Origin of the sequence: Stutzerimonas kunmingensis, assembly GCF_900114065.1 — a bacterium.
Lineage (GTDB): Bacteria > Pseudomonadota > Gammaproteobacteria > Pseudomonadales > Pseudomonadaceae > Stutzerimonas > Stutzerimonas kunmingensis.
Window position 1 is genome coordinate 1 of record NZ_FORS01000021.1, and the last position, 13,335, is coordinate 13,335.

8 protein-coding genes and 2 pseudogenes are annotated in these 13,335 nt (G+C 54.9%); 5 read left to right on the plus strand and 5 right to left on the minus strand.

Going from position 1 to position 13,335, the window contains the following annotated elements:
* Positions 1 to 318 precede the first annotated feature (318 nt).
* Positions 319 to 513: pseudogene (locus BM275_RS21615) on the minus strand (IS5/IS1182 family transposase); the annotation flags it as partial.
* A gap of 100 nt (positions 514 to 613) precedes the next feature.
* Complete coding sequence (gene lnt / locus BM275_RS21620) at positions 614 to 2,053, minus strand: apolipoprotein N-acyltransferase (protein ID WP_017246079.1); 1,440 nt, start codon at positions 2,051 to 2,053, stop codon at positions 614 to 616.
* Positions 2,054 to 2,643: 590 nt separating this feature from the next.
* Here lnt and BM275_RS21625 point away from each other — a divergent pair.
* Positions 2,644 to 2,763 (plus strand): annotated as a pseudogene (locus tag BM275_RS21625) (Cd(II)/Pb(II)-responsive transcriptional regulator); the annotation flags it as partial.
* 122 nt (positions 2,764 to 2,885) lie between these two features.
* Here BM275_RS21625 and BM275_RS21630 read toward each other — a convergent pair.
* The 3 genes from BM275_RS21630 to BM275_RS21640 form a co-directional block, all read right to left on the minus strand.
* Positions 2,886 to 4,259: a heavy metal sensor histidine kinase gene (locus BM275_RS21630; protein WP_042925530.1), complete on the minus strand. Its 1,374-nt coding sequence runs from the start codon at positions 4,257 to 4,259 to the stop codon at positions 2,886 to 2,888.
* Positions 4,256 to 4,930, minus strand: a complete 675-nt coding sequence (locus BM275_RS21635) for a heavy metal response regulator transcription factor (protein WP_008569962.1) — start codon at positions 4,928 to 4,930, stop codon at positions 4,256 to 4,258. The genes BM275_RS21630 and BM275_RS21635 overlap by 4 nt, the downstream gene beginning before the upstream one ends.
* A 320-nt stretch (positions 4,931 to 5,250) precedes the next feature.
* Positions 5,251 to 6,570 (minus strand): OprD family porin, encoded by a 1,320-nt coding sequence (locus BM275_RS21640; RefSeq protein WP_042925536.1) that lies wholly within the window; start codon positions 6,568 to 6,570, stop codon positions 5,251 to 5,253.
* A gap of 382 nt (positions 6,571 to 6,952) precedes the next feature.
* Here BM275_RS21640 and BM275_RS22190 point away from each other — a divergent pair, with 382 nt between their 5' ends.
* The 4 genes from BM275_RS22190 to BM275_RS21655 are packed head-to-tail and all read left to right on the plus strand — an operon-like array spanning position 6,953 to position 13,251.
* On the plus strand, positions 6,953 to 7,342 hold the full coding sequence (locus tag BM275_RS22190) for a hypothetical protein (protein ID WP_139229603.1): 390 nt from the start codon (positions 6,953 to 6,955) through the stop codon (positions 7,340 to 7,342).
* Between the two features lie 58 nt (positions 7,343 to 7,400).
* On the plus strand, positions 7,401 to 8,708 hold the full coding sequence (locus BM275_RS21645) for a TolC family protein (protein ID WP_042925539.1): 1,308 nt from the start codon (positions 7,401 to 7,403) through the stop codon (positions 8,706 to 8,708).
* A 9-nt stretch (positions 8,709 to 8,717) separates the two neighbouring features.
* A complete protein-coding gene (locus BM275_RS21650; RefSeq protein WP_042925541.1) occupies positions 8,718 to 10,064 on the plus strand; it encodes an efflux RND transporter periplasmic adaptor subunit in 1,347 nt (448 codons plus the stop codon).
* Between the two features lie 16 nt (positions 10,065 to 10,080).
* Positions 10,081 to 13,251, plus strand: a complete 3,171-nt coding sequence (locus BM275_RS21655) for an efflux RND transporter permease subunit (RefSeq protein WP_090523535.1) — start codon at positions 10,081 to 10,083, stop codon at positions 13,249 to 13,251.
* Positions 13,252 to 13,335 lie beyond the last annotated feature (84 nt).

Below are 13,335 nucleotides of genomic sequence, written 5' to 3' on the forward strand. Positions count from 1 at the left end.
AGCCCCTGCCTGGCCGCGCACCTTTTGGTACAAGCCTGTCAGCATCTTTGGCTTGGCTACTATGACGACGTTTATATGAGGTTCACTTGTGTTAGCCGTACCTGTTCATCCCTAGCGCCTCTCCGCCTTGATGCTGGCAGATTCAGTCTGGCCTCGCGGTTCGACCTACCGAAATATCGGCGGTTACATTGTCCCCAGAGCTTCAGACCCGGCTGTTACCGGCCACGCCTGTCTGGGTAGGGAACGAGTGGTGGAACAGTCGGTTCCGTCGGGCGTTAACCTGCGGAACAGAAACCCATGCGACTTTCAGGTCGCACTGCCAAAGTAATACTGGTTGCCCTTCTTGGTCTGGTGCATCTCCGGGTCGCGCTTGCCGTCCTTGTTCTTGGTTGAACTCGGCGCGTTGATCAGTGTGGCATCGACGATAGTGCCTTGGCGCAGCGACAGGCCGTGGTCACCCAGGTGGCCGTTGATCACAGCCAGGATGCCGGCAGCCAGCTCATGTTTCTCCAGCCCGGCTTTGGAGCTTTTTCCTGCGAGCCAATGCCATATGTAGACAAATCCCTTCCTTCTCACCCGATACAGAGTCTGCTCGCTGTGAGAATGGCAAGCGTTATGTATCCAACCGATGATACTGCCGAATTCGACGAAGCAGGAGCAAACCGAGTCCGAGTGCGATCACGCCAAGGATAGGCCAATCCCGCCAGCGCACATAAGGGGTCGCGCCAGTTCGGGGGGTCACTTCGGCGCTGAGGGTGGCTACGCGGAATTGAGGAGCGCGTGTAAGGACCTTTCCCTCATAGCTGACAGTTGCTGTGATGCCCGTGTTCGTGGCTCGCAGTAGGTCACGTCCGGTTTCGATGGCACGCATGCGGACCATCTGGAAGTGCTGGAGAGGGCCGATTGAGCTGCCGAACCAAGCATCGTTGCTGACATTCACCAGTAACTGCGCTTCGGGCAGAAGTTCCGTGACTTCAGCACCAAAGACCGCCTCGTAGCAGATGAGTGCTCCGACGGGCACACCCGCTGCGTTAAGGACGTGCGCTTCCCGTCCTGGTGTGAAATCGGACATAGGCGCCCCGAGCACGTCGAGGGCCGAACCCAAGAAGTTCCGGAGCGGAACATATTCACCGAATGGCACCAGGTGGCGTTTGTAGTAGTACCCTGCGGGATCTGAGAGGCTTATCACCGCGTTGTAGGTGCGACCGTCCGTCTCGCGTATAGGGACGCCAATCATTAACGAGGTGCCGGCCTGATCGGCTAACGCCTCGAGCTCAGCAAGATATTCTCTAGCCTGGTCATGCCACATCGGGATTGCCGCTTCTGGCCAAATCACGATGTCGGCCCCGAGATGCTGCTTCGTAAGCGTCTGATAGCGGTCAAGCGTGATTTCCCGGGAATCCGGGTCCCATTTTTTGTCTTGCGTGATGTTTCCCTGCAAGAGGGCAATATTGATAGGGCCAGCGGCTGGCTGCGTCCACTCACGATCCAGAATCTGCAAGCTGGCGAGAGTAGCGATTAACACGGCACCGGCTACCGTCGCACGGTGCAGGCTTAAGCCCAAGATAACCCACGCAAGCCCGCCAGCGAGCAAGGCCACCAGAAAACTCACGCCAAGCACACCAAAGACAGGAGCGATAGTGGCAAGTGTGGTGTCGGTCTGGCTGTAGCCGATAAAAAGCCAAGGAAAGCCGGTTAAGAACCAGGTGCGCATCCATTCACTCAACACCCATGCCGCTGGTAGCCCTAGCCAGAGCGCCGTCGCATCGATCTCAGGGTGCAGGCGGCGTACGAGATACGCGACGCCCCATGGGAAGAGAGCTAGCAGCGAGACAAAGGCCGTTGTGGCTAACACTGCCACCACGGGGCCATTGCCGTACTGGCTGATGCTGATGTAGACCCAGGAGACACCTACGCCGAAGTAACCAAGGCCAAATATGTAGGCCGACCATAGCGCCTGACGCCTTGAAGATTGCGCGACCAGGACAAATAATGCGGCAAGAGCCATCACCGCAATCCATGCCCAGCCCACAGGGGCAAAGGCAAGCGGCATGGCGCCTCCGGCTAGTAAAGCCATCACCCTTGTCAGAAACGTCTTGTAGCGCATTCCCGAGGTTAAGTCGGACGGTAGAGCGCACTTATCACCCAATGCTCTCGCCTCCTAAGCCAAGATCAACCCTGTAGCTCATGCTTTCTTGCTCCGCTCAACTCACACCCATCAACCCATTCGACGGGCTGACCAGAGTAGCAAAGTGAACTTTCTGAACTCGACAAGGTGCGCCGTAAGCTGGGAGCTGCTCCGTATTCGGGGCCATGCCGAGATAACGGGAAAATTCACTCACATCCATCCTAACTGATTGATTTATCAGAACATTTCCATGACGGGAATTTTTATGGAATCATAACGAGATCACGGAAAATTAAGACATTCAAACCATAAATGTTTGATTTCTAGGCTTTGTGTTGCTCTCACATGCTTGCGCATGTTCGCCCACCTTCAATTAGTCTCAAATGTGGGCTCGATGGCAGCTGTAAACTTTCCTCCCCTCGGAGGTGATGATCATGCGGCACGTTGCAATGCAGCCAACGGAAACGACTTCAGACGTTACCTGTGACGCTTGTTGCCAAAGCACAAGTATTGAAACCGCTCTGCAATCACTCGAACGACAACTCGTTTCACTGCGGGCTAATTGCAACGATGGGCGGGAAGTTGAGGCTTGCGGCATTCTCGCCGGAATTAGCGAGGACGCATGCATTAAATGAACGGCGTTGGGGCTTGCGGGCCTGGTTACCCGGCCAACGCGCATGCCCTCGAAATGGTTGTTTGTCCCTGTGGTTTTTGCCCCTTCGTAGTGATGGCTGTCTCCGTGCGGTATCACTTTGAGTCAGGCCTGCCGAGGAAACGTGAGTTCAAACGTGGTCCGACCGTCTTTGCTGGCGACGGCCACGTGGCCTTTGTGGAGGTTCATCACTGAGCGGACAATCGCTAGCCCCAATCCTGCCCCGTGAGGTTGTATGCCGTTAACGCGGTAAAAGCGGTCGAACAGATGTGGGAGATGATCCGATTCGATAGTCGCGCCATGATTGGTGACAGCCAGCGAGACGATGTCTACGTCCTCCTCAAGGATCTTAAGTTCGACCGTACTGTCAGTATTTGAATGCCGCAGCGCGTTGGATAGCAGGTTGGAAATGGCCCGCTGGACCATAAGTCGATTTCCCAAAATCATGGCATCGCCCGTTACTGTCGTAGCGACTCCCGCTTCTTCGGCAAGGACTTCGAAGTATTCACATACGCGCCTCGCCTCGCTTCCTAAAGATAATTGTTCGAGCTTCAGTGCTGGGCTGGCGTGGCTGGCCTGGGCGAGAAACAGCATGTCTGACACGATTCGATCCATGCGTTCGAGTTCTTCAACCGACGACTCGATCACCTCCCGATAATGCTCCTTGCTTCGCTCACGCACCAAAGTCACCTGCGCCTTGCCTATCAGGTTGTTCAGCGGAGTTTTTAACTCATGAGCCACATCGTCCGAGAATTGTGACAGTTGCTGAACGCCGTCATCGAGTCGATGAAGCATTACGTTGAGGCTGTGCGCCAATGCCTGGAGCTCTTGCGGAAGCCGATCGGTGCGGATTCGAGGTGATAGATCCTGTGTAGATACCTTAGTCGCCAAGGCCCGGAACTTGCGAAGCGGCCGCAAGCCATTTTGGGCGATTAGCCATCCAGCCAATCCGATCAATATCAGTAGCATCGGCACGGTCACTAAGGCCGAGCGCAGGAATGCAGCCACCAGCCGTTGATCGGCACTGCGATCTTGCGAAAGTAAAAGCGTCATTGAAGCCAGTCCCGGGACTTGGATTTGCTTGCGCCCGGTTAGCATCTGCACGCCATCTTTCGTTGTCCAGCCAAGATAGTCGCCGTCCCTGCTCACGAGATCCAGCTGCTGCGGCGCATTGGCGAATCGGCCGATACTGAAAATGGGTGATTTCGCTGTATCGCCGATGACCGTAATCGAAAGGTTGTCATGGCCGAGTACGGTATCGCTCAATGCGTGTTGCCAGGAGCGGCCCATACGGGCTTTGGTGTCTTCGAGGAGTCCATGATCGATCTGAGAGAGCTTGGCCGTCACTTCCTCCTGGGCGCGCAGTTCCAGTTGGCGCACCAGTACCCAGTAGCTCAGTGCAATCAGCAGCGCGACCAAAGCGGCGCCGGTCAGTGTGATTTGAAGCGCGAGACGCGATGCGAGGCTGAGTGGCTTCAAGGCCGCGCCTCCAGCACGTAGCCCACACCCCGGATGGTGTGTATCAGGCGATCGCCGAAGGGTTCGTCCACTTTCATCCGCAGGCGACGAATCGCAACATCCACCACATTGGTATCGCAGTCGAAATTGATGTCCCACACCATGGCAGTTATTTCCGTACGCGTGAGGACTTCGCCAGTCCGGCGCATGAGCAGATGCAATAACGCAAATTCTTTGCTGGTGAGGTCGATACGCTGACCGCTCCGGTAAGCCCTATGCCGGGCCGGGTCCAGTTCGAGGTCGGCTACACGCAGGTTGCTCGGAAGTGTGACTGCCTCGCCTCGCCGCAACAGTGTCCGGATACGGGCAAGCAGCTCGGGGAACTGGAACGGCTTGACCAGATAGTCGTCGGCGCCCGATTCCAAGCCGCGGACTTTTTGCTCTAAGCGGCCATTGGCAGTCAGCATGATGACGCGTGTCTGCTTACGCCGCCTGATGAGTTCGAGAACCTCCCACCCATCCATGGTTGGCAGATTCACATCTAGCAGCACGATGTCATAGTCGTTCTGCAGTGCCAGGTGAAACCCATCGAGGCCATCACTTACGCAATCGACCAAGTAACCACATTCGATAAGACCCTGCTGCAAGTATTCCGCAGCTTTGATCTCGTCTTCGACAACCAGGATGCGCATGTTTTCAGGTAACTCGGCAAGGAGGTGCGCGGTAAGCGGAACCAAAAAAATCCATGTAGTAACTAGGTCAAGACGAAAGCGGCTTGGCTCTAGCGTGAAAGGCAGAGGCGAAAAGATCTGCCCAGGGAAGCGGGAAGCACTTTAACGCGGTAAAAGCCCTGTGAGGGCTATCTTGCGAATTTGTAATCTACCGGTCATTTGGTTGACCCGCAGCGCGAGGGGGTGCACCAAACCAAAAAAGGCGCCCTGATGGGCGCCTGAAACACATCTTCAAACCAAGGGAGCAAAACTAAAGAAGATGTGGTGTTGCTCATGGTGTTTCACAAGATCGACAGAGGGTACTCGGCGATGAGTCGGACCTCATCGAGGTCGGACTCGAAAGCTGTCGCCCGCGTGGTAGCTTGGCGCACCCGCAGTGACAGATCCTTGAGAGAGCCAGTCTGTACAACGTAGCGGGCTTCGACGTCGCGTTCCCAGCGCTTCTGTCCGGACAGAGGCGCGCCGTTATCGTCTTGGCGCATATATACCTCATTTGCGTTGCTGTAATCGGCGCCCCAGCCGCGGGCGTAGCGAGTCATGAACGTAAGCCCAGGTATGCCGTAACCCGCCATGTTCAGGTCATAACGCAGCATCCAGGACTGCTCTTTAGGTGAGTTGAAATCACTGTACTGGATGGAGTTATTCAGGTAGATCGAGTCCGCCTGGCGCAAGTAGTCAAAGTCGTTGTTACCGTTGTTTCGCTGATACGACGCCGTGACGGTGTGCGCGCCGAAGGCGACACCCAGGCTGGAGCTCCAGATGTTGTTGTTGAACTCGCCCAGCAACTCGCGGCCTTCGTCGGTTGCCTTGTAGTAGTTGAAACTGCCCAGCAACGCGACGACATCGGAAAGCGGATAGGTGGCCGATAGACCGAAGTAATGTTGGTTCCAGGCATCCTTGAGCCGGCTGGTATACAGGCTAAGACTAAGATTTTCGTTGACGCTATAGTCGCCGCCTGCGTAGCCGAGCCAAGGCGAGTCGACGCCGCCGCCATAAAACGTGACGAAGTCATCGTTCGTGTTGCTGGTATTGGGCTGGCTCATCGCGTGCAGGCGGCCGCCCTGGAGGGTGAGGTCGTCCAGCGAGTTGTTCACAACGGTGACACCCTTGAAAGACTCCGGCAGCAGCCGTGCGTCACCAAAGTGCACGACAGGAGTAGCGGGAAATACATCGCCTGCCTTGATCTCGGTGCCCAAGAACCGTGCTTTCACGGCCCCCCCTACTCGAGAAAAGTCATCCTCGGCATCGCCGGCGCTATTGTAGGGGAGAAGATCGACGGTTCCGCCAGCACCGGAACGTCCTGATCCAGAATCGAGCTTGAGGCCGAGCATGGCGAAGGCGTCGACGCCGATCCCCACCGAGCCTTGGGTATATCCGGACTCGAAGAAGGCCATCAGCCCGTGAGCCCACTCCTCAGAGTAGCCATTGCCGGTCGCACTCTCACCGTCGCGAAAATCTCGATTGAAATAATAGTTGCGATTTATCAGCGATAGCGTGCTGCCTTCGATGAAGCCCTCCGCTGTTTCCGATTGGGCAAAGACCGGGGCGCTGCCCAATGCCAGTGAAAGGGCTGTTAGTGAAAAAACGGCCATTTTGCTCATGATGATGCTCCTGGTGTACGGCAGGTCAGTGCTCAAATGACGCCTTTCGCTTTTTTTTAGCGCTTAGGCAAGTTCTTCCCTGCAGATGACCGCAGGATTAGCGGCAAATTACTATTTTGTTATCTGAAAGGCAAGCAATCGCGCATATCCTCGATTACAGATTTGTAATGTTGCGGTCACGCGGTCGTTATCCACTCTTCTTTAAAGTCAGCCCCATGGCCATCAGTTATCTCCCCGGCTTGGCGAGGCTGATAAAAACGCTTTCGTGTATTGTGTCCTAAACCCAGGACGAATCACTGTCGCAGTAGCGGCGCTGTGTTCCGCGTCTTGGCGGGGGTAGCTCTATGATTGGATTCGACATCTAAACCAGGAAGTCATCGTTTTGCCTTGGATGAGAAAAATAGTTCTGCTGTTGTTGCTAGCCCTGTTCCCATTGCAATCATCATGGGCAGTTGTTAGCACGAGCTGCAGACATGAGGATGGTTCGGCAGCAAATCATCTTGGACATCACGAACATTCGCACGAGTCTCTGGGTGCTGACGAGGAAGGATCGTCAAAAGCCGCAAAAAAAATCAGTCTGGATGGAGACTGTGTCTTTCATGGCGACCATATCAAGCCGCTTATAACGAAAGGGATTTCTCCCGGTTCGGTATTATCAATAAGCTTGAAACCGTTTCTTTCTGCTAGCTACGCATCGGCTGAAGCCGGGCGTCCTGAAAAACCTAATTGGCGCATCGGTGCAAAGCCGGTGAGACGCCAGATTAACCAGTAGGACGCCATTTATCTGTATCTGACGTCTCACCGAACCTTCCCTTTTCTAGGAGATTTCGGTGCGAAAAGTTCTTTTACCGCTGGGGTTGACGATGTTGTCGTGCAACCTCGCCTCTGCGCAGCCTTTAGAGTTGCCGACCTTCACACAGACCTTACCTGTCAGTGTGTCAAATACCTTCCCCGTTGAGTCTGTCGACTCCATAAGCTTTGTACGCGCCTTGGAACTCGCTAGCTCTGCAAGCCCTGAACTGGCTGCTGCAAGACGTGAGCTGGCTGCTTCTCGCGCATTGATTAGCCAAGCAGGAGCACGTCCGAATCCAATATTGTCCGCTAGCCAGGAGGGAATCCGGGGCGATGCCCCGGAGACCACGCTTGAACTGAGCCAAGAAATAGAGCTGGGTGGTAAACGTTCGGCTCGTATTGAGGCAGCGCAACGCGCCATGGACGTAGCGGCCGCCGACCTACAGGACGCCCAAGCTCGACTGAGGGGGGCAGTGATGGGTGCATACTACGATGTGCTTACTGCTCAAGAACGGCTGGACCTCGCTCAGGCTGCTTCAAAGCTTGCGAAGCAAGCTGTGAACGTTGCCAATCGACGTGTGAGGGCCGGCATGGTCTCTCCCGTAGAGGAAACCCGGGCGCGGGTTGCGGCTACTGGAGTGCAAGTAGAGCTTGCCCAGGCCACAGCTGAACTCGAAGCTGCGCGCACTCGGCTGGCGGCCAACTGGGGAAATCCACAGCCACGCTTTGAGCGAGTAAAAGAGCCGGTAGAGGCAGTGCCTCCTCTTCCCGAGCTAGCTGAGCTTTATAGCCGTTTGAACGATTCCGCCCAACTAACCCGCGCGCGTCGGGAGGCTGAAAGACGTCGGGCTGCGTTGGAGCTGGAAAGGACGAATCGCTTTTCTAACGTGACGGTTAGCGTAGGTGCCCAACGCTCAGATGAATATAACGGCACGCTGGGACTGGTGAGTATCTCGATGCCCCTGCCGTTGTTTGATCGAAACCAAGGCAACATCGGAGCAGCACAGGAACGGGCCTACCAGGCGCAGGACGAGCTTAACGCCGTCCATATACGCCTGAAAAGCGAACTTTCCCAAGCGCACATGCGGCTGCGCACTGCTCGGCAGCAGTTTGAACTGTTGCGCAACGACATGCTCCCCAGTGCCCAGAGCGCTTATGAAGCTGCCAGCAAGGGGTTTGAACTAGGAAAGTTCACCTTCCTTGACGTACTGGATGCTCAACGCTCGCTTTTCCAAGCCCGCTCTCAGTATCTGTCTGCGCTCTCACAAGCTAACCAGGCGGCGGCGGAAATCGCGCGAATCGTCGGCGATGGGTCGGCCGTTATCCCCTCGGCCACTCAGCCATAAGGAATCCATATGAAAAGTAAATCGAACACATCTTCCTTGGCTGTTCACAAGAAGCAGATTTTTTGGATCGTCGTCATATTAAGCGTGGCACTTATGCTTGGCGGATTGCTTCTTCGCAGTAGTCCAGCTGTGCCCGATGCGGGCGACGCACATAGCGAGCATGGTGACGAATCGGAGCATGAGGATGAAGGGCATTCGGATGAGGATGCAGAAGCCGAAGGAGATCATGGCCATGATGAAGGAGGCGCCGATAGCGATCACGAGGTCGGTGCGGCAGAGAAAGATGAGCATGAAGATGAGCCCGAGGGAGCGGAGCATACAGAAACAGCAGAGGTAGAACTCTCAGAGACACAAATCCTAGCCGCCGGCATCTCACTGGCAACTGCTCAGCCCGCAAAGATAAAAAGCGCAATTGAGCTGCCTGGCGAAATTACATTCAACCAAGACCGCACAGCGCAAGTTGTGCCTCGTCTCTCAGGTGTCGTTGAAGCGGTCAAAGTCGATTTGGGCGAACAGGTGAAACAGGGGCAAGTACTTGCTGTGATCGCGAGTACAGACCTGTCGGAACGTAGAAGCGAGTTCTACGCGGCGCAAAAACGTCTTGCATTGGCTCAAAAAACCTATCGACGCGAAAAGGAGCTATGGGAAGAGCGTATTTCTGCGGAACAGGATTATTTACAGGCACAACAGGCTTTACGGGAAGCAGAGCTGACTGTTGCGAATGCAAACGCACAGCTACAAGCGCTTGGCAGTGATGCTGGCAAGCCAGACGCATTGAGCCGCTACGAACTCAGGGCGCCGTTCGATGGGATGATCGTTGAGAAGGACATCACGCTCGGTGAGTCAGTCAATACCGACGACCAGATATTCATCATTTCCGATCTCTCTACCGTTTGGGCAGATATCAGCGTTCCTGCCAATGCACTCAGCGCGGTACGAGTCGGCAGCAACGCGGTTATCGAAGCCACAGCATTCGAGTCCAGTGCCAATGGCACCGTTTCTTATGTCGGCTCACTTGTTGGTCAGCAAAGCCGCGCCGCTACCGCCCGGGTCACGCTTCCGAACCCGGAAGGGGTTTGGCGTCCCGGCCTGTTCGTCAAAGTGCGGGTAGGCTCTGGCGGAGTGTCCGTGCCGGTTGCAGTCAAGCCCGATGCGATCCACACGTTGGAAGATAATCCGGTGGTGTTTGTACGGACCGACCATGGCTTTGCTGCTCAGCCAATCGTGACTGGTCGCGGAGATAGTGAAGCGGTTGAAATCAAGGAAGGTCTTCAGGCCGGAGTGCGCTATGCCTTGGCCAACAGTTTCATCATTAAGTCCGAGCTTGGCAAAGCCAGCGCCTCGCATGCTCACTGATACGGAGTTATAGACTGTGTTCGAACGTATCATTCGCTTTTCTATAGAGCATCGCTGGCTGGTTTTGCTAGCCGTGCTTGGCATGGCAGCGTTAGGAGCTTACAGCTACCAAAAGCTGCCTATCGATGCTGTCCCTGATATCACCAACGTACAGGTGCAAATCAACACTGCGGCCCCAGGTTATTCCCCGCTGGAAGTGGAGCAGCGCATTACCTACCCGCTCGAGACGGTAATGGCCGGGTTGCCCAAGCTCGAGCAGACCCGTTCCTTGTCTCGATATGGACTTTCTCAGATCACAGTTATTTTTGAGGAAGGCACTGACATCTATTTTGCCCGCCAACTTGTGAATGAGCGCTTGGGAGGGGCCAAAGATCAGCTTCCGGAAGGCGTCACTCCAACACTTGGCCCTATTTCCACTGGGCTTGGCGAAATCTATTTTTGGACGGTTGAAGCTGAGGACGGTGCCACCAAATCGGACGGTACGCCTTATACCTCTGCTGACTTGCGTGAGATTCAAGATTGGATCATCAAACCGCAAGTCCGCAATGTACCAGGCGTAACTGAGATCAATACGATCGGAGGATATGCAAAGGAATATCAGATCGCCCCCAACCCAGACACTTTGCGGTCGTTTGGACTGACACTACAAGATCTGATCGAAGCGGTTGAGCAAAACAATAACAATCTAGGTGCCGGATATATTGAAAAACGCGGCGAGCAGTATCTTGTTCGTGCTCCAGGACAAATGCAGTCAGTAGAGGACATCCGCAATACCCTTATTAGCAACGTTGACGGTACCCCAGTACGTATCCGCGACGTTGCGACGGTAGAGGTTGGAAAGGAGCTCCGTACTGGCGCAGCCACCGAGAATGGCCGCGAAGTGGTTCTAGGTACGGCTTTCATGCTTATCGGTGAAAACAGCCGGGTAGTTTCTAGGGCTGTCGATGACAAGATGAAAGAGATAAACCTTTCGCTTCCAGAGGGCATAAAAGCGATTACTGTCTACGATCGAACTGTACTCGTAGACAAAGCTATATCCACCGTTAAGAAGAACCTCACTGAGGGTGCCATTCTTGTTGTGGTTATACTTTTTCTCTTCTTGGGCAATATCCGTGCGGCGATCCTAACCGCACTTGTTATACCGCTGGCGATGCTCTTTACGTTCACCGGCATGGTAGCCAACGAGGTCAGCGCCAACCTGATGAGCTTAGGCGCATTGGATTTCGGCATCATTATCGATGGTGCCGTGGTGATTGTTGAGAACTGCGTGCGTCGACTTGCTCACGCTCAGTCCCATCACGGGCGGGCATTAACGCTGTCCGAACGGCTTCATGAAGTGTTCGCTGCGGCAAAGGAAGTGCGTCGGCCTCTACTCTATGGGCAGCTGATCATTATGATCGTATATCTGCCGATATTCGCCCTTACAGGGGTAGAAGGTAAGATGTTCACGCCCATGGCGTTTACCGTAGTGACAGCGCTATTCGGGGCGATGATTCTCTCGGTGACGTTCGTCCCGGCAGCCGTTGCGCTCTTTATCGGCAAGCGTGTTACAGAGAAGGAAAACTTTCTAATCCGCAATGCTAAACGGGCCTACGCACCTGCATTCGATGCGGTGATGTCCAACAAGCCAGTAGTGCTCACCTTTGCCGTTGTTGCAGTTGTACTTTCCGGCCTCGTAGGGGCACGTATGGGCAGTGAATTCGTGCCTAGCCTCAACGAGGGGGACTTCGCTATCCAAGCCCTTCGTGTACCAGCTACCAGTCTTAGTCAGTCTGTAGAGATGCAGCAGCAGCTGGAGCGAAAGCTCATGGATGAGTTTCCGGAGATCGAGCGGATTTTTGCGCGCACAGGCACTGCGGAGGTGGCATCCGATGCCATGCCTCCAAACATCTCTGACGGGTACGTCATGCTGAAGCCACAAGAGCAGTGGCCGGATCCAGGCAAGTCGCGCGACGAACTCTTAAGCGAGGTCCAAGCATCCGCCGCTGAGTTACCGGGCAATAACTACGAGTTTTCCCAGCCTATTCAGCTGCGTTTCAACGAGTTGATTTCCGGAGTTCGTGCCGCGGTAGCCGTGAAAATCTATGGTGATGACATGGACGTTCTTAACAGCACGGCGGTGGAAGTATCCGAGGTGCTAGGACAAGTACCAGGCGCTTCAGAGGTTACGGTCGAGCAGACGACTGGCCTTCCCATGCTCACGATTGATATCGATCGCGATCAGATCGCACGATACGGCCTGAGTCTAGATACCGTCCAGCAAGCGGTTGCAGTAGCTATCGGTGGCCGAGAGGCAGGCACCTTGTTTCAAGGAGATCGGCGTTTCGATATCGTGGTTCGTTTACCGGACGAGATACGCAGCGATCTCGCCGCAATTGAGCGGCTTCCAATTGCCCTTCCAAGGGAATTAAACAGCACCATAAGTTATATCCCCCTCGGCGAGGTGGCCACCCTGGATTTGGCCCCCGGTCCGAATCAGATCAGTAGAGAAGAAGGGAAACGGCGAATTGTCGTCAGTGCAAACGTCCGTGGTCGTGACATTGGATCATTCGTATCTGAGGCAGAACAGAAAATCCAGGCCCAGGTAGATATCCCGGCAGGTTATTGGATCGACTGGGGCGGTACCTTTGAGCAGCTTGAATCGGCAACGAAGCGGCTGCAGATTGTCGTCCCCGTGGCGCTGCTCCTGGTCTTCATTCTGCTTTTCATGATGTTCAACAATGTCAAAGACGGTTTGTTGGTCTTTACAGGGATTCCATTTGCGCTCACCGGAGGCATTGTTGCGCTGTGGCTCAGAGATATCCCATTGTCCATTTCAGCAGGTGTTGGCTTTATTGCTCTGTCAGGCGTCGCCGTTCTAAATGGCCTGGTAATGATCTCCTTCATCCGTAGCCTACGGGAGCAAGGTTTACCTCTGGACACTGCGATCCGCGAAGGTGCCCTTACCCGGCTACGACCGGTATTGATGACAGCCTTAGTGGCTTCACTCGGGTTCGTTCCAATGGCCTTGAATGTGGGTACCGGTGCAGAGGTACAACGTCCCCTTGCGACGGTGGTGATCGGGGGGATTCTCTCCTCAACGGTGCTAACGCTATTAGTTTTGCCGTTGCTCTACCAGATGGCTCATCGACGCGAAGACGAATTGGAGGAGCAAGAAATCGCGTTGGCCGCTGACAGAACAAGCTAGAGATTGGATGGCGGCACACAACGCCCCGTTCTTGCTAGCTAGCGAGAACGGGGCGCGTTAATTATCGGAGCGCAGTTTCATTAG